The organism is Candidatus Planktophila sulfonica (assembly GCF_002288065.1).
GTDB classification, from domain to species: Bacteria; Actinomycetota; Actinomycetes; order Nanopelagicales; family Nanopelagicaceae; genus Planktophila; species Planktophila sulfonica.
In genome coordinates this window covers 1,044,529-1,061,422 of sequence record NZ_CP016773.1, presented here as the reverse complement: position 1 = coordinate 1,061,422, position 16,894 = coordinate 1,044,529, and the positions used below count along the sequence as shown (strand labels likewise).

Genomic DNA, 16,894 nt, shown 5'->3' with positions numbered 1-16,894 from the left:
CTATGGATTACGAAATCGCTCCCGGAAAACGCGCCCGCCAGGCTTACTCATTCGACGATATCGCTATCGTCCCAAGCCGCCGTACTCGCACACCTGAAGATGTAAGCACCGCATGGCAGATCGATGCATACAAGTTTGATTTACCGCTTCTAGCAGCTCCTATGGACTCAGTCGTTTCTCCTGAGACGGCAATCGCAATCGGAAAGCTCGGCGGACTCGGCGTTCTAAACCTCGAGGGCCTATGGACTCGCTATGACGATCCTCGTATTCCGCTGGGTGAAATCGCATCGATGCCAGATAAGCATGCAACTCGTCGTATGCAAGAAATTTATGCAGCGCCAATTCGCCCAGAACTCATCAAAGAGCGCATCAAGCAGATTCGCGATTCTGGCGTCACAGTTGCAGCATCACTGTCACCACAGCGCACTGCTCAGCTTCACAAGGCAGTTATTGATGCAGGTGTAGATATCTTCGTTATTCGCGGAACAACAGTTTCTGCCGAACACGTTGCTGCGGAAAACGAAGCACTCAACTTGAAGAAATTTATCTACGAACTCGATGTCCCTGTAATCGTTGGTGGAGTAGCCACAACAACTGGTGCACTTCACTTGATGCGCGCAGGTGCTGCCGGTGTTCTCGTCGGATTCGGTGGCGGAGCAGCGCACACCACACAGACAGTTCTTGGAATTCAGGTACCAATGGCAACAGCTGTTGCAGATGTTGCAGCAGCTCGCCGTGAATACCTCGATGAATCAGGTGGACGTTATGTTCACGTGATTGCAGATGGATCCATCGGAAAGTCTGGCGATATTGCAAAGGCAATTGCATGTGGCGCCGACGCTGTCATGATGGGATCAGCTCTTGCAAAGGCAGTTGAATCCCCAGGACTCGGATGGCACTGGGGTTCAGAGGCCTATCACCAAGATGTTCCACGTGGTCAGCGCGTGAATGTGGGAACTGTGGGCACTCTTGAAGAAGTACTCAACGGCCCATCACATACATCTGATGGCTCAATGAACTTATTTGGCGCACTACGTCGTGCAATGGCTACCTGCGGATACTCAGATGTGAAGTCATTCCAGCGCGTAGAAATCATTATGCAGCATGGCCGATAAGCACGGCGTTCTCGTCGTCGATTTCGGCGCACAGTATGCACAGCTCATTGCTCGTCGCGTTCGCGAAGCCAACGTCTTCTCTGAAATTGTTCCATCTTCAATTACTGCTTCAGAAGTAAGTGCAAAGAACCCTGAAGCAATTATCTTGTCTGGTGGACCTTCATCAGTTTATGCAGACCATGCACCAAAAGTAGATCCTGCAATCTTTGCTCTCGGTATTCCTGTCTTCGGTATCTGTTACGGATTCCAGACTATGGCTGCAGCACTTGCCGGCGTTGTAGCACAGACTGGTAAATCAGAATTCGGTCGCACGCCGTTAGAAGTAAAAGCAGGATCAAAGATGTTTGCAGGCCTTCCTGCATCGCAGTCTGTCTGGATGTCGCATGGCGACGCAGTCTCCGAAGTTCCTTGTGGCTTTAGTATCACAGCGTCTACTTCAGATACACCGATTGCGGCCTTTGAAGATGCTTCAGGAAAATTAGCCGGAGTTCAATTCCACCCAGAAGTTCTTCACTCAGAACATGGCCAAGCAATCCTCAAGAATTGGCTTCTTAATATTGCAGGATGTAAGCCATCATGGACAACCCAGAACATTGCTGAAGATGAAGTCGCAAAGGCGAAGGCTGTCATTGGCGATAAGCGCGTTATCTGCGGTCTTTCGGGCGGCGTTGATTCTGCAGTAGCTGCAGCAATCGTGCAGCGCGCAGTTGGTAAGCAGCTGACATGTGTATTTGTAGACCACGGTCTGCTTCGCAGCGGTGAATCAGAACAAGTACAACGTGACTTCGTGGCTTCCACTGGCGTCGAACTCGTTGTCGTTGATGCTGTTGATCAATTCCTTAACGCACTCGCTGGAGTCACAGACCCTGAAGAAAAGCGCAAGATTATTGGTCGCGAATTTATTCGTTCCTTCGAAAAGGCAGCTCGCGATATTGCAGCTGGGGGAGATGTTGAATTCTTAGTTCAGGGCACCTTGTATCCAGATGTTGTTGAATCTGGCGGCGGAACAGGTACTGCCAATATCAAGTCTCACCACAATGTGGGTGGCTTGCCTGATGATCTGAAATTTAAATTGGTCGAACCACTGCGCACTCTCTTTAAAGATGAAGTTCGCCAAGTCGGCATCGAACTCGGGCTTCCTGAAGAAATAGTCTGGCGCCAACCATTTCCTGGTCCCGGTCTTGGCATTCGTATCATCGGTGAAGTAACAGCCGAACGCCTCGATATCTTGCGCGAAGCAGATTTGATTGCACGTAACGAGCTCAAGGCTGCCGGCCTTGATCGCGATATCTGGCAATGCCCAGTTGTATTGCTCGCCGATGTTCGTAGCGTTGGCGTGCAAGGCGATGGTCGTACCTATGGGCACCCCATAGTTTTGCGCCCAGTATCGAGTGAAGATGCAATGACTGCAGATTGGTCGCGCGTTCCATATGAAGTACTAGAAAAGATTTCAACACGTATTACCAACGAGGTCCGCGAAGTTAATCGCGTGGTCCTCGACGTTACAAGCAAGCCACCTGGCACAATTGAATGGGAATAGGAACTCGATAATGTTTAAAAACGCGAAGGTAGTAACACTTGCATTTGCGCTAGTGGTATCGACATCAATTATTTCTGCACCTGCACAATCTGCAGAGCGCCCTGTCTCTGTTCCAGGATGCGCAAAGAGCACCGCGAAGGGCCATGCACCTGCAAAGGTGAAGCAACCAACTGTTGCTGCAAAGAGCCCTGCAAAGACTTTGACCTTAACAACTAATTGCGGACCGATTGTGATCTCGCTCTTGGGTTCCAAAGCACCAATTACAGTGACATCAATTGCCGCTCTTGCCAATGCTGGTTACTACAACAAGTCACTCTGCCATCGCCTTACAACAGAAGGAATTTTCGTCCTGCAATGTGGCGACCCAACTGCAAGCGGAAGTGGTTCACCAACAGGATGGAAGGGTTATATCGATGAGAACCTTCCAAAAGTTGGCGCAAAGAATTACCCAGCAGGCACAGTGGCAATGGCGAATTCAGGGCCAAAGACAAATGGTTCACAGTTCTTCTTGGTCTACCAAGACACTCAGCTTGGGCCGAATTACACAATCTGGGGAAAGATCACCAAAGGCTTAGATCTCGTTCAGAAAATTGGCGCCGTAGGTGCTTATCAAATGAGTGGAGAACAAGCGATGTACGCCCCAGATGGTTTCCCAATTCAGATGGTTGAGATTGTAAAAGCAACAGCAAAATAAAATTATTAGTTTGTATTTACGATCTTAAAAGCTTCAGCGATACGACCTTCAGGTAGCTGTCCAACCCCGGCATTGCGCTGGCCCCATTCGCGGAGCATCTCTTCGAGATTTTCCATATGGCCAGTCTGTGATGCATGTTCTTTTAGCGCTGCAATCTTGAAGTGGAAAGTGTCAGTGATATCAACGAAGTGATCAGGATGTGCATGGCCCTGCATCCACACTTCCTTCACCTTCCAAGGCTGAAGGTTTTCCTGTTCGAGCAAATCTGTAAATGCAAATGGATTTCGCGCATCAGGGTAGACCGCTTGAATTGTCGCTTCACCGGCAGCTAAGTGATCCGGGTGGCTTGCACCAATTCGTTCCCAGTTGCGTTCTGGTGATTGGCAGATGATGCGATCTGGTTGAACTCGACGAATCTGCCTGACAATATCTTTACGAAGAGCGATAGTTGGCTCGAGATGCCCATCGACGTAATTTAGGAATGTGACATCGCTAATTCCAAGGGCTGCGCATGCTGCGCGTTGTTCGCGCTGGCGAACTGCCGGCATCTCTTCCTTGGTAAATCCAGATTCTTCGCCGCCTTGGTCTCCATTGGTGCAGAGCACATATGAGACTTGGATACCTTGTTGAACCCACTGGGCGATAGTTCCTGAAGCGCCAAAATCCGAATCATCGGGATGTGCATTCACAACTAAAACGCGCTTGATCTCTGAATCTGCTAAAGGCTCCATGACGTACAAGCCTAATAGACTCCCCGCCATGACCACGACCGACCCATTGCTCGACGGACTCAATCCGCAGCAACAGAAGGCGGTTTCTCATGCTGGTTCTCCGCTTCTCGTCGTAGCTGGCGCTGGTTCTGGAAAGACTCGAGTTCTCACGCGTCGCATCGCCTACATCATGGCTCGTCGCGAAGTCCGCCCCTACGAAATCTTGGCAATTACTTTTACCAATAAGGCTGCTGGCGAGATGAAGGAGCGCGTGACGGAATTAGTCGGGCCAATCGCTAAATCGATGTGGGTCTCAACATTTCACTCATCATGTGTGCGCATGCTTCGCCAAGAAGTTGAACGCTTGGGTTACAGCAGCACATTTAGTATTTACGATTCAGCTGATTCGCAGAAGCTCATTTCACGCGTAATGGAAACCCTCAATATCGATCCAAAGCGTTACCCAGCTCGCCAATTTCAAAACTTGATTTCAAATGCAAAGAACGAACTACAGACTCCGTACGAGTATTTAAGCCACGCCACCAATCAATTTGAAACCATTGTCGCCGATGTTTACACCATGTACGAGAAGCGTTTACAGCAAGCCAACGCCATGGATTTCGATGATTTGATTATGAAGACAGTTCAGGTCTTGCAGAAGTTTCCTGAAGCAAAGGCGCGCTTTCGTTCTCGATTCCGCCACATCTTGGTCGATGAATATCAGGACACCAACCATGCCCAGTATCAATTAGTTAAAGAGCTCACCGGAGTTGAAGGCGACGGTTTCCCGCTCGCTGAACTCTGTGTTGTAGGAGATGCGGATCAATCCATTTACGGTTTCCGCGGCGCAACCATTCGAAATATTTTGCAATTTGAGGTTGATTACCCTAACGCTGCAACAGTCTTGCTCGAGCAAAATTACCGCTCTACCCAGAACATCCTTAACGCAGCTAACGCAGTGATTACTAAGAACGAATCTCGTAAAGAGAAGAACCTCTGGTCAGATGCTGGTTCTGGTGCGCCACTTGTTGGATATGTAGCCGAATCTGAATATGACGAAGCTGAATTCATTAAATCTGAGATCCGCTCGCTACAAGATATGGGCCATTCCAATCCAGGCGATACAGCGGTCTTCTATCGCACCAACGCCCAGTCTCGTATCTTCGAAGAAATCTTTATGCGCGCTGCCATTCCTTACAAAGTCGTTGGTGGCCTTCGATTCTACGAACGTAAAGAGGTAAAGGATTTACTTGCCTACCTTCGCGTGCTGGCAAACCCTGATGATGAAGTCTCTATTCGCCGCATTATTAATTTACCTAAGCGCGGCATCGGCGATCGCGCCTTAGAAGAAGTTGAAATCTTTGCGCAAGCCCAAGGCATCTCATTTTGGAATGCGCTCTTGCGAGTTTCCGAGGCAACGTCGGTACCCAACAAGGCCGCCCAATCCATCATGAACTTCACTTCCATGTTGGTAGCACTTCAAACTCTTGTAGAAGCTAAGACCAAGCCATCAGTCATCATCGAAGCTGTTCTCGAGCAATCAGGTTTACTCACTGAACTTGAAACCAGTAAAGATCCGCAAGATGAAGTTCGTGTAGAAAACCTCAAGGAACTTGTCTCAGCATCAATGGAATATGAAGAACGCCCATTTGAAGAACTCGGCGAAGATGAAGAAATTTCGCTGTCTGGCTTCCTTGAGAAAGTTTCATTGGTTGCGGATGCCGACGAGATCCCGGATGGCGAGGACCACGGGGGAGTCGTCACTTTGATGACTCTGCACACCGCAAAGGGACTCGAATTTCCAACGGTATTTCTCACCGGCATGGAAGACGGAATCTTTCCGCATGCACGAACCCTTGATGATCCAAAAGAGATCGAAGAAGAACGTCGCTTGGCTTATGTCGGTTTAACTCGCGCAGAAAAGCGTCTCTACATTTCGCGCGCTGAATATCGTTTAACTTTCGGAACACCGAAGTACAACCCAGGTTCTCGCTTCCTCGATGAAATCCCAACCGATCTCATCGAATGGAAGAATGAAGGACGCAGCACTTTCACAACATCATCTGCAGTTCGTAAATCTCGACTTCCATCAGGTCCACCACCTCGCGCCACCGGCAAGAAATCAACTGCGATGGTTCTCGAGGTCGGACAGCGTGTGTCACATGACACATTCGGATTAGGTACCGTCGTAGCCCTTGGTGGCGAAGGCGATAAGTCTGAGGCGACCATCAACTTCGGCCAGTACGGCGATAAGCGCCTCTTGCTGCGCTATGCCCCTGTCACAGCCCTGTAAATAAACACTTAGGATTGGGCTCTATTCGCCCCCTCTCTTAAGGAGCCTACGTGGATCTCTACGAATACCAAGCCCGCGATCTTTTTGAAAAGCACGCCGTCCCTGTTCTTCAGGGCGCAGTTGCAACTACACCCGAGCAGGCACGTGATGCTGCTGCGAAGATGGGTAGCAAAGTTGTTGTTAAGGCGCAGGTAAAAGTTGGTGGACGTGGAAAAGCAGGCGGAGTAAAGCTTGCAGTAGATCCAGCAGATACATTTGAAAAGGCAAGCGCCATTCTCGGAATGGATATTAAGGGCCACACAGTTCACAAAGTGATGATTGCTCAAGCAGCACCAATCGTCGATGAATATTACGTTTCAATTCTTCTTGATCGTTCAAACCGCACATTCCTCGTCATGGCATCTGTTGCCGGCGGAATGGATATCGAAGAAGTTGCGCATACAGCTCCAGAAAAACTTGCGAAGGTTCCAGTAAGTGCTGTGGATGGAATTTCACTTGCTAAGGCGAAAGAGATTGTTGCTCAAGCTCAGTTCCCTGCAGATGTTGCAGATCAAGTTGCTGATGTATTGGTCAAGCTTTGGGAAACTTTCCAATCAGAAGATGCAACTCTCGTAGAAGTAAACCCACTCGTTAAGACAGAAGATGGTCGCGTCGTCGCACTCGATGGCAAGGTCACCCTTGATGAGAACGCTGATTTCCGTCAGCCAGATCACGAAGCACTTGTTGATCATGACACTGCAAATGCTCTCGAAGCAGCTGCAAAGGAAAAGGGCCTTAACTACGTCAAGCTCGATAACGGTCAGGTCGGAATCATCGGAAACGGTGCAGGACTTGTTATGTCGACACTCGATGTTGTTGCATACGCTGGAGAAAAGTTCGGCGGAATGCGTCCAGCTAACTTCCTCGATATCGGAGGCGGTGCATCGGCTCAGGTAATGGCAGATGGGCTTTCAATTATTCTCGGCGATCCTGATGTAAAGAGCGTATTTGTAAACGTATTCGGTGGAATCACCGCATGCGACGCTGTTGCAAATGGAATCGTTCAAGCCCTCGAGCTACTTGGACCAAAGGCAACTAAGCCAATTGTGGTTCGTCTCGATGGAAACAATGTCCTGGAAGGACGCGCAATTCTTAACGCTGCAAACCACCCATTGGTTGAGCAAGCTGAAACTATGGATGGAGCAGCATCACGCGCTGCAGAATTGGCGGCAAAGTAATGTCTATCTTTATCAATGAATCAAGCAAGGTAATCGTTCAGGGAATGACTGGTTCTGAAGGAACTAAGCACACCCGTCGTATGTTGGCATCAGGCACCAAGGTTGTTGGTGGAGTTACACCAGGCAAGGGTGGCCAGAGCGTTGATATCGATGGCACAACACTTCCTGTCTTCAACACAGTTGCTGAAGCAATGGCTGCAACAGGTGCCAATGTCTCTGTTGTATTCGTTCCACCTAAGTTTGCAAAGGCAGCTGTTATCGATGCAATCGATGCCAAGATGCCACTCGTCGTTGTGATCACTGAAGGTATTCCTGTACATGACTCTGCATACTTCTATGCATACTCACTACAAAAGGGAACAACACAGATCATCGGACCTAACTGCCCAGGACTTATCAGCCCTGAGCAATCAAATGTTGGAATCATTCCTGCAGATATCACTAAGCGTGGACCGATCGGACTTGTTTCAAAGTCAGGAACTCTTACCTACCAAATGATGTACGAGCTCCGCGATATTGGATTCTCAACTGCTGTAGGTATCGGTGGAGACCCAGTTATTGGAACAACTCATATCGATTGCCTTCGCGCATTCCAGGATGATCCTGAGACAACTGCAATCGTCATGATCGGTGAAATCGGCGGAGATGCAGAAGAACGTGCAGCTGCATTTATCTCTGAATATGTCACCAAGCCAGTTGTTGGTTACGTTGCAGGATTTACAGCACCTGAAGGCAAGACGATGGGCCACGCTGGCGCAATCGTTTCTGGCTCATCAGGAACAGCGCAGGCTAAGAAAGATGCGCTTGAAGCAGCTGGAGTAAAGGTCGGGCAGACACCAAGTGAAACAGCGCAGTTGATGCGCGACATCCTAGGTCGTTAATTCTCCGATGCAACGCGTCCTCTCGGTCTCGTTGTCTCATGTACTTCGTAGCGTCGCTTTTCTCCTGCTCCCATTTTCATTTATTGCACTCATTGCTTGGGCGACAGCAGGAAGTGCAAGTGGCAGCACAACTGATCCCATTCGTGGCGCAGTCTGGATTTGGCTTGGTGCACACCACATTCCATTCCAGCTCTCACTTCCACCAACAGGGCTAGCTGGTTATCTCACCTACTTACCTATCGGGGGAGTAGTACTTCCATTTATTGCAATCCGCTCAGCATTTAATCGCGCTGTTGATCGTCTTCAGGGCGACTTTCATGACATCAACGCAGTGCGCATTATTTTCTCTAGCTTTTATATGGCACTTGCTACTGCCTTAGCTTTCTTAAGTAAATCAACTGCGGTAACGCCGCAGTGGTATTTGGCTCCTGTCATTACCTTTCTGATCGCGCTGATTGCAACTCTCACAGCTGGCTATCGCGTAAACCCATCACGACCGTTGCGCATTGCAGCTCGAATTACCGCACTCATTCTTGGCGCATCACTTATTGCACTTTCAATTCTGATTTTTGCCAACTTCTCGTTAGTGAAGGCTATTTCAATCTCTCTCGAACCAGGATTTTTTGGCGGAGTTCTTCTTCTCTTCCTCAATATTCTCTACCTACCTAATGCAGCAGTTGCTCTTGCTGCCTATTTCTCTGGAACCGGTTTAGCAGTGGGTGCAGGAACAATCGTTTCTCCACTGTCTTATGACCTTGGACAAATCCCAGCCCTTCCACTTCTTGGCGTGCTTCCTACACAGAAACATCCATGGGCACTGCTCGGAGTACTTCTCTTTATAGCTCTTGGTGTACTTCTAGCACGCTGGTCTTTAGTGCTTGGAATAACGACTCTGATTCAAAGCTATGCATTCACAGTCGTTTGCCTTATTGGGCTTGGTTATCTCGCCAGCGGCTCACTGATCACAGTTGAAATGGGGGCAATGGGAGTCTCTATTTGGAAGTTTGCGTTATCAACTGCGCTTGAAATCGGGATAGGTGCTGCGGCAACAACTGTTGTCATGAATCGCAGTAATCGATGAAGCGCATCGTCATCCTGGCATCAGGAAGCGGAACTTTGGCTCAAGCCATCTTCGATGCCCAACTGGATGCAGATATCGTCGCGGTAATTTCAGATCAAAGAGATGCCGCTGTTCTTGATCGCGCACATAAGGCGCGCATTGAAACTTTTACAATTCCCATGTTGCCTGATCGCACCGAATGGGACCGAGAACTAGAAACACTTATCGCTGCGCTTAAGCCAGATCTCGTTGTCAGCGCAGGTTTTATGCGAATTCTCTCTGAGCGCATCACAAGTAAATTCAAAATCATCAATAGCCATCCTGCGCTTCTTCCTCTATTTCCAGGGGCACATGCAGTTCGCGACGCTCTGGCAGCAGGCGCAACCGAGACTGGCGCCACGATTCACTGGGTCGATGCAGGCGTTGATACCGGGAAAGTCATTGCGCAAGAACGCGTAGAGATCTTGCCCGGAGATACCGAAGAGTCACTTCATGAACGCATTAAGATTGTCGAACGAGGTCTCATAGTTGCGACCATTGCAGAACTCTTACCAACCCTGGAGAAAATCAATGGCTAATCGCAAACCCATTCGACGTGCACTAGTAAGCGTCTACGATAAAGATCGCCTCCTCGAACTTGGTAAATGTCTTGCTGATGCAGGCGTAGAAATCCTTTCCACTGGCTCAACTGCAAAAACCCTTCAGGATGCTGGCTTTGCTGTCACAGAAGTGAGTAGCTACACAGGTTTCCCAGAAATTATGGACGGTCGCGTTAAGACTCTGCACCCAAAGATTCATTCAGGAATCTTGGCTGATCAAAACAACCCTGAACACCTGAAGGCAATCGCAGATCTCGATATCGCACCTTTTGACCTCGTTGTCATCAACCTTTATCCCTTCTACAAAACCCTTATGTCTGGCGCTTCATTTGAAGAGTGCATCGAACAAATTGATATCGGCGGTCCTTCAATGCTTCGTGGTGCTGCAAAGAACCATGGCTCTGTTGCAGTTGTCTGCAATGAAGATCAATACGACCATGTCGTCGCTTCCATTAAGGCTGGTGGATTTACCGATGAAGAACGCAAGCACTTAGCTCTTGAAGTTTTCCGCACTACTGCTGAATTCGACCTCACCATCGCAAGTTGGCTTGGCTCCACAGTAAGTATGAAGATGGAAGATTTAGATTGGCTCGGTCTTATCTGGAAGCGCGAAAACTCATTACGCTACGGCGAGAACCCTCATCAGCAGGCGGCCATCTATCGCGGAGGACCGTCAGGAATCGTCAACGCTGTTCAGTCGCACGGTAAAGAGATGTCATTTAACAATTACACCGATGCCGATGCTGCATGGCGTACCGCGCTCGATCACTCCGAACCATGCGTTGCCATCATCAAGCACGCTAATCCATGTGGCGTAGCAGTGGGTGTAGATATTGCCGATGCCTATGCAAAGGCGCATGCATGCGATCCGGTTTCTGCATTCGGTGGCGTTGTCGCAGCAAACCGCAAAGTCACCGTTGCAATGGCTGAACCTCTTTCGCAAATCTTTACAGAAGTCATCATCGCTCCAGAGTATGAACCAGCAGCGCTTGAAATTCTGATGAAGAAGCCATCCATTCGAATTCTCACTTGCACAACGACTTCTATTTCACCGCTTGAACTTCGCCCTGTATCTGGTGGAGTTCTAGTTCAGCAGACAGATTTAATTAATGCCGAGGGTGATGATCCAAAGAATTGGAAGCAAGTAACTGGTGCTCCTGTTTCTTCCGATGTTCTTAAGGATCTGGCTTTTGCATGGCGCTCAGTGCGCGCAGTAAAGAGCAATGCGATTCTGCTCGCCAAAGATGGCGCTGCAGTTGGAATTGGTATGGGCCAGGTCAATCGTGTTGATTCAGCAAAGCTGGCAGTTGATCGCGCAGGCAATCGCGTCGCTGGAAGCGTTGCAGCATCTGATGCCTTCTTCCCATTTGCCGATGGCCTTGAAATCCTTACAGCAGCGGGTGTTACAGCGATTGTTCAGCCTGGTGGAAGCGTCCGCGATGAAGAAGTTATTGACGCGGCCACCAAAGCAGGCGTAGCGATGTTCTTTACTGGCACTCGACATTTCTCACACGCTTAAGCCAGAGAATAGGATTGCCACATGAGCGCACAGATACTTGATGGAAAGGCACTGGCTGCCTCAATCAAAAAAGATCTTGCTGTTCGCACTGCCGCTCTAAAGGCAAAGGGAATTACTCCAGGTCTTGGCACCGTATTAGTTGGCGATGATCCTGGTTCGCATTCCTACGTTGGCGGAAAGCATCGTGATTGCCAAGAAGTCGGAATCAATTCAATCCGTATTGATCTTCCGGCATCGGCTACCCAAGCTGATGTTCTTGCTGCAATTAAAGATCTCAATGCAGCAAAAGAGTGCACCGGATATATCGTGCAGCTTCCACTTCCAAAGGGCATTGATACCCAAGTTATTCTTGAAGCAATCGATCCAGATAAAGATGCAGATGGATTGCATCCCATGAATCTAGGTCGCCTGGTTGCAGGATATGAAGCACCACTTCCTTGCACTCCTCGCGGAATCGTTGAATTGATTAACCACTACAAGATTCCTTTGGCCGGAGCAGAAGTAGTTGTTATCGGTCGCGGCCTCACTGTTGGTCGCCCACTTGGTTTGTTGTTAACTCGCAAACAAGAGAATGCAACCGTGACACTGACGCATACAGGCACAAAAGATTTAGTTGCTCACACACAGCGCGCAGATATTGTCGTTGCTGCGATCGGTCAGGCGCATTTCCTTAAAGCCGAAATGATTAAGCCAGGGGCTGCAGTTCTCGATGTTGGAATCTCTCGTACCGAAGCTGGTTTATTGGGCGATGTTGATCCTGGTGTTATGAACGTTGCATCTTTCGTGGCGCCGATGCCTGGCGGGGTTGGACCAATGACTCGCGCGATGCTTTTGATGAATGTGGTTGATGCATGCGAGCGATAACAGCCCTTCAACTTCGCGCTGCATACATCGCGATTTCACTCGGCGTTATTCTCGGTATCGCAGGATTTGTCCGCACCGGCGCCCTTCTGATTTCAGCAGGCACCGGCGTGATCTCGCTTTCGCAATGGAATAAGCGCAGAATTGAGCGCTACCTCCCGCTCGCAATAGCGATTGTGCTCTTTGGTCTGGCTATCGCCCTTCCGAAGGGGTTGTAGAGTTCTCTCGACGTCAAGATACTTATATAGCTACTTAAAAAGGATACGTTCATGGCAAAGAAAGTCACCGTTGTAGGTGCAGGTTTCTATGGTTCAACTACAGCTCTTCGTTTAGCTGAATACAACATCTTCGATGAGGTTGTACTCACAGATATTCTCGAAGGAAAGCCTGAAGGCCTTGCTCTCGATATGAACCAATCTCGTTCTATCGAAGGATTCGAAACAAAGATCACTGGCGCAACAACAACTCCTGAAGGTGCTGGCTACGAAAAGACAGCTAACTCTGATGTCGTTGTCATTACTGCAGGACTTCCACGTAAGCCTGGCATGAGCCGCATGGATTTGATCGGCGTCAATGCTGGCATCGTCCGTGGCGTTGCTGAAAACATTGCAAAGCACTCACCGAATGCGGTCATCATCGTGGTCTCAAACCCACTTGATGAAATGACAGCACTTGCACAGATTGCAACTAACTTTCCTAAGAACCGCGTCATGGGTCAGGCAGGAATGCTCGATACAGCACGCTTTACCAACTTCGTTGCTGAAAAGCTTGGCGTTGAAGTTGGATCGGTAAAGACTCTAACCCTTGGTTCCCACGGCGACACCATGGTTCCAGTCCCAAGTCGTTGCACAGTTGGCGGCGTTCCACTTTCAGATAAGTTGTCACAAGCTGAAATCGACGAACTCGTTGACCGCACACGTAATGGTGGCGCAGAAGTTGTCGCCCTCCTTAAGACAGGTTCTGCTTACTACGCACCATCTGCAGCAGCTGCTCGTATGGCTAAGGCAGTTATCGAAGATTCAGGCGAAGTCATGCCAGTGTGCGCATGGGTCGATGGCGAATACGGAATCTCTGGCGTTTACCTTGGTGTTGAAGCAGAAATCGGCAAGACCGGTATTCGCAAGGTTGTCGAAAGCAAGCTGACCGATTCAGAAGTTGCATCACTCAAAGAAGCTGCCGAAGCAGTCCGCGCTAAGCAAGCAGATGTACAGACTCTTTAATTAATCACAACAAAAACCGGAGAAGATAATGGCAAAGATCAAAGTAGAAGGAACAGTTGTAGAGCTCGACGGCGATGAAATGACCCGCATCATGTGGCAGTTCATCAAGGATAAGTTGATCCTGCCTTACCTTGACGTCAATCTTGAGTACTACGACCTCGGTATGGAACACCGCGATGCAACTGATGATCAGGTCACTATCGACTCAGCTAAGGCAATCCAGAAGCATGGCGTCGGTATCAAGTGCGCAACTATTACTCCTGATGAAGCTCGCGTTGAAGAATTTGGCCTCAAAAAGATGTGGAAGTCTCCTAACGGAACAATCCGCAACATCCTTGGCGGCGTAATCTTCCGCGAACCAATCATCATCAGTAACGTGCCACGCCTTGTTCCACACTGGACAAAGCCAATCGTTATTGGTCGTCACGCATTCGGTGATCAGTACCGCGCAACAGATTTCAAGGTCCCAGGTCCAGGAAAGCTCACACTTTCATATGTTCCTGAAGACGGTTCAGCGCCACAGGAATTTGAAGTCTTTGACTTTAAATCTTCAGGTGTAGCGATGGCTATGTACAACGTCGATGAATCAATCCGCGACTTTGCACGCGCATCTTTGAACTACGGACTTCTACGCAAGTTCCCTGTCTATCTCTCAACTAAGAACACAATCCTTAAGGCATATGACGGACGCTTTAAAGATATTTTCGAAGAGATCTACCAGGCAGAATTCAAGCCACAGTTCGAAGCTGCAGGCATCTGGTACGAGCACCGCCTCATCGATGACATGGTTGCAATGTCACTTCGTATGGAAGGTGGCTACGTCTGGGCATGTAAGAACTACGACGGAGACGTTCAGTCAGATACCGTCGCACAGGGTTACGGCTCACTTGGTCTGATGACATCTGTCTTGATGACACCAGATGGAAAGGTCTGCGAATCAGAGGCTGCTCACGGAACAGTGACTCGTCACTACCGCGATCACCAGGCAGGTAAAGAGACTTCAACAAACCCAATCGCATCTATCTTCGCGTGGACACAGGGTCTTGCTCACCGCGCAAAACTTGATAACAATGCAGAGCTCGCTAAGTTCACAAAGACTCTCGAGCAGGTATGTATTCAGACAGTTGAAGAAGGAAAGATGACTAAGGATCTTGCACTTCTTATCGCTCCTGATGCGCCATACCAAACTACGCAGCAGTTCTTGGCATCAATCGATGAAAACCTCAAGAAGGCAATGGCTTAAATACAGCTATGGACCAGAACGCAGGTGCGATCGCACTCGTTGGTTCTGGTGAGTATTCAGTACAGATGCAGGAGCTTGAAACCGAGCTCCTGCATCGTGCTATTTCTAGAGGTAAACGAAATACCTTTGTACAGATTCCAACTGCCTCTTCTCATGAAGGAGATGGAAGCCGTGAAAAGTGGAAGCGTTTAGGGCAAGAGCAATCAGATCGCATCGGCAGCGAATGCATTTACTTGCCCATTCACGAACGCGAAGATGCTTTCAATCCAGACTTTGTTGATGCAATTGAAGGTGCTGGACTCATTTACTTTTCTGGGGGAGACCCTCATCGCGTTGCTGAGATCTTCAATGGTTCACCGCTTTGGAATGAAATTGTTGCCCAGTGGAAGACAGGAACTTCGTTAGCTGGATGTTCGGCTGGAGCCATGGCATTTGGTGGCACCATTATGGGAATTCGTAAGTCTCATCACTCAGAAGGTCTCGGTCTACTTACCGGCATCGAAGTAATTCCCCATTACGACAAGATGTTGGGCTGGCTACCAGATCGCGTCACAGCATTTATCGCTCACACTTTTTCTGATGCAACTCTGCTGGGAATTGATGAAAATACCGCACTCGTTCATACCGATGCTTGGAGAAAGTTCGGTCGCGGTAATGTGCATGTTCTCCGCGGCACGCTAGATATTGCCCAATAAAAAACCCCGCCGAATAATCGACGGGGTTTTTAGTTAATTACTTAGTTAATACGAGCACCTGTTGTTGCATCGAATAGGTGTACTGCACCTGCAACGTTAGCAACTGTGATTGTCTCGCCTGGCTTTGGTGGATTCTTTGGATCCCAGCGAACAATTACTTGAGCGCCTTCATCGACAGAGTTAGCGAACTTCACATTGTTATCTGCAGGCTTTCCGTATACGAATGCATCAGAACCGAGTTCTTCAACAACTTCTACAAGCACATGGAAACCAGTTGAAGCAGCTGTCCAACCTTCTGGACGGATACCAACTGTTACAGATGAGCCAGCTGATGCTGGAACATCGATATTGAGGTCTCCGAGCTGAGCCTTTCCGCCTGAAACAGGAGCGGTAAGGAGGTTCATTGCAGGAGATCCGATAAAGCCTGCAACGAATGCATTTGCTGGCTTATCGTAAAGATTACGAGGTGTATCAACTTGCTGAAGCAAGCCATCCTTAAGAACTGCAACGCGATCACCCATGGTCATAGCTTCAACCTGGTCGTGTGTTACGTAGACAGTTGTAATTCCGAGGCGACGCTGCAACGCAGCAATCTGTGTACGAGTTGCAACGCGCAACTTCGCATCAAGGTTTGAAAGAGGTTCGTCCATCAAGAACACCTGTGGTTCGCGAACAATCGCACGACCCATTGCAACGCGCTGACGCTGACCACCTGAAAGAGCCTTTGGCTTGCGCTCTAGGTATGGCTCGAGGTCGAGCAACTTTGCTGCTTCGCGGACACGCTTCTCGCGTTCTGCTTTATCAACGCCTGCGATCTTAAGAGCGAAGCCCATGTTCTCTGCAACAGTCATGTGTGGGTAAAGCGCATATGACTGGAAGACCATCGCGATATCGCGATCTTTTGGTGCAACGTTTGTGACGTCACGATCACCGATAAGAACTCGACCACCGTCGATCTCTTCAAGGCCTGCCAACATACGAAGTGAAGTTGACTTACCGCAACCTGATGGTCCAACAAGAACAAGGAACTCGCCATCTGCGACGGTGAGGTTGAGCTTGTCTACTGCAGGAGCTGTTGTGCCTGGGTAGATGCGTGATGCATTTTCGAATACAACTGATGCCATTTTTTACATTTCCTTATCCGGGCAGGTACGTGCCCGACGGTCCGAGGATGAAGGTGCTGGCCGGTTGACCAGCGTGGGAAAGGCTATGGCACGGGGGAGCGTTTAGGAAGGGCAGTCGCTAGA

General features: G+C 49.1%; 16 protein-coding genes. 14 read left to right on the top strand and 2 right to left on the bottom strand.

Going from position 1 to position 16,894, the window contains the following annotated elements; all coding sequences use genetic code 11:
- The first annotated feature begins 2 nt into the window (after positions 1-2).
- The 3 genes from A1sIA56_RS05345 to A1sIA56_RS05335 are packed head-to-tail and all read left to right on the top strand — an operon-like array spanning position 3 to position 3,349.
- Complete coding sequence (locus tag A1sIA56_RS05345) at positions 3-1,115, top strand: GuaB3 family IMP dehydrogenase-related protein (protein ID WP_095673893.1); 1,113 nt, start codon at positions 3-5, stop codon at positions 1,113-1,115.
- Positions 1,105-2,655 carry a glutamine-hydrolyzing GMP synthase gene (guaA, locus tag A1sIA56_RS05340; protein WP_095673892.1) on the top strand — a complete coding sequence of 517 codons (1,551 nt, stop codon included), beginning with the start codon at positions 1,105-1,107 and terminating at the stop codon, positions 2,653-2,655. Before A1sIA56_RS05345 ends, guaA begins: the two co-directional genes overlap by 11 nt.
- A 10-nt stretch (positions 2,656-2,665) precedes the next feature.
- The gene (locus A1sIA56_RS05335) at positions 2,666-3,349 is read left to right on the top strand and encodes a peptidylprolyl isomerase (protein ID WP_095673891.1); all 684 of its coding nucleotides are present in this window, start codon (positions 2,666-2,668) and stop codon (positions 3,347-3,349) included.
- 5 nt (positions 3,350-3,354) lie between these two features.
- On the opposite strand, the gene A1sIA56_RS05330 is transcribed toward A1sIA56_RS05335, so the two are convergent.
- Positions 3,355-4,080, bottom strand: coding sequence for a PIG-L deacetylase family protein (locus A1sIA56_RS05330; RefSeq protein WP_095673890.1), 726 nt, complete (start codon positions 4,078-4,080; stop codon positions 3,355-3,357).
- Between the two features lie 28 nt (positions 4,081-4,108).
- Here A1sIA56_RS05330 and pcrA point away from each other — a divergent pair, with 28 nt between their 5' ends.
- Genes pcrA through A1sIA56_RS05275 form a run of 11 tightly spaced genes read left to right on the top strand, consistent with a single transcriptional unit; the run spans position 4,109 to position 15,647 of the window.
- On the top strand, positions 4,109-6,352 hold the full coding sequence (gene pcrA, locus A1sIA56_RS05325; protein ID WP_095673889.1) for a DNA helicase PcrA: 2,244 nt from the start codon (positions 4,109-4,111) through the stop codon (positions 6,350-6,352).
- A gap of 50 nt (positions 6,353-6,402) precedes the next feature.
- On the top strand, positions 6,403-7,569 hold the full coding sequence (sucC, locus tag A1sIA56_RS05320) for an ADP-forming succinate--CoA ligase subunit beta (protein ID WP_095673888.1): 1,167 nt from the start codon (positions 6,403-6,405) through the stop codon (positions 7,567-7,569).
- The gene (gene sucD / locus A1sIA56_RS05315; protein ID WP_095673887.1) at positions 7,569-8,450 is read left to right on the top strand and encodes a succinate--CoA ligase subunit alpha; all 882 of its coding nucleotides are present in this window, start codon (positions 7,569-7,571) and stop codon (positions 8,448-8,450) included. Before sucC ends, sucD begins: the two co-directional genes overlap by 1 nt.
- A gap of 7 nt (positions 8,451-8,457) precedes the next feature.
- The gene (locus A1sIA56_RS05310) at positions 8,458-9,531 is read left to right on the top strand and encodes a cell division protein PerM (protein ID WP_095673886.1); all 1,074 of its coding nucleotides are present in this window, start codon (positions 8,458-8,460) and stop codon (positions 9,529-9,531) included.
- Complete coding sequence (gene purN, locus A1sIA56_RS05305) at positions 9,528-10,088, top strand: phosphoribosylglycinamide formyltransferase (protein WP_095673885.1); 561 nt, start codon at positions 9,528-9,530, stop codon at positions 10,086-10,088. Before A1sIA56_RS05310 ends, purN begins: the two co-directional genes overlap by 4 nt.
- Entirely contained in the window at positions 10,081-11,628 is a 1,548-nt protein-coding gene (gene purH, locus A1sIA56_RS05300; RefSeq protein WP_095673884.1) for a bifunctional phosphoribosylaminoimidazolecarboxamide formyltransferase/IMP cyclohydrolase, read from the top strand. The genes purN and purH overlap by 8 nt, the downstream gene beginning before the upstream one ends.
- 21 nt (positions 11,629-11,649) lie before the next feature.
- On the top strand, positions 11,650-12,492 hold the full coding sequence (locus tag A1sIA56_RS05295) for a bifunctional methylenetetrahydrofolate dehydrogenase/methenyltetrahydrofolate cyclohydrolase (RefSeq protein ID WP_095673883.1): 843 nt from the start codon (positions 11,650-11,652) through the stop codon (positions 12,490-12,492).
- Complete coding sequence (locus tag A1sIA56_RS05290) at positions 12,480-12,707, top strand: hypothetical protein (protein ID WP_095673882.1); 228 nt, start codon at positions 12,480-12,482, stop codon at positions 12,705-12,707. The genes A1sIA56_RS05295 and A1sIA56_RS05290 overlap by 13 nt, the downstream gene beginning before the upstream one ends.
- Positions 12,708-12,758: 51 nt before the next feature.
- The gene (gene mdh, locus A1sIA56_RS05285; protein ID WP_095673881.1) at positions 12,759-13,709 is read left to right on the top strand and encodes a malate dehydrogenase; all 951 of its coding nucleotides are present in this window, start codon (positions 12,759-12,761) and stop codon (positions 13,707-13,709) included.
- Positions 13,710-13,737: 28 nt separating this feature from the next.
- Positions 13,738-14,952, top strand: coding sequence for an NADP-dependent isocitrate dehydrogenase (locus tag A1sIA56_RS05280; protein WP_095673880.1), 1,215 nt, complete (start codon positions 13,738-13,740; stop codon positions 14,950-14,952).
- A gap of 8 nt (positions 14,953-14,960) precedes the next feature.
- Positions 14,961-15,647 carry a Type 1 glutamine amidotransferase-like domain-containing protein gene (locus A1sIA56_RS05275; RefSeq protein WP_095673879.1) on the top strand — a complete coding sequence of 229 codons (687 nt, stop codon included), beginning with the start codon at positions 14,961-14,963 and terminating at the stop codon, positions 15,645-15,647.
- 41 nt (positions 15,648-15,688) lie between these two features.
- Here A1sIA56_RS05275 and A1sIA56_RS05270 read toward each other — a convergent pair whose 3' ends face one another.
- Positions 15,689-16,771, bottom strand: coding sequence for an ABC transporter ATP-binding protein (locus tag A1sIA56_RS05270; protein ID WP_095673878.1), 1,083 nt, complete (start codon positions 16,769-16,771; stop codon positions 15,689-15,691).
- Between the last annotated feature and the right edge of the window lie 123 nt (positions 16,772-16,894).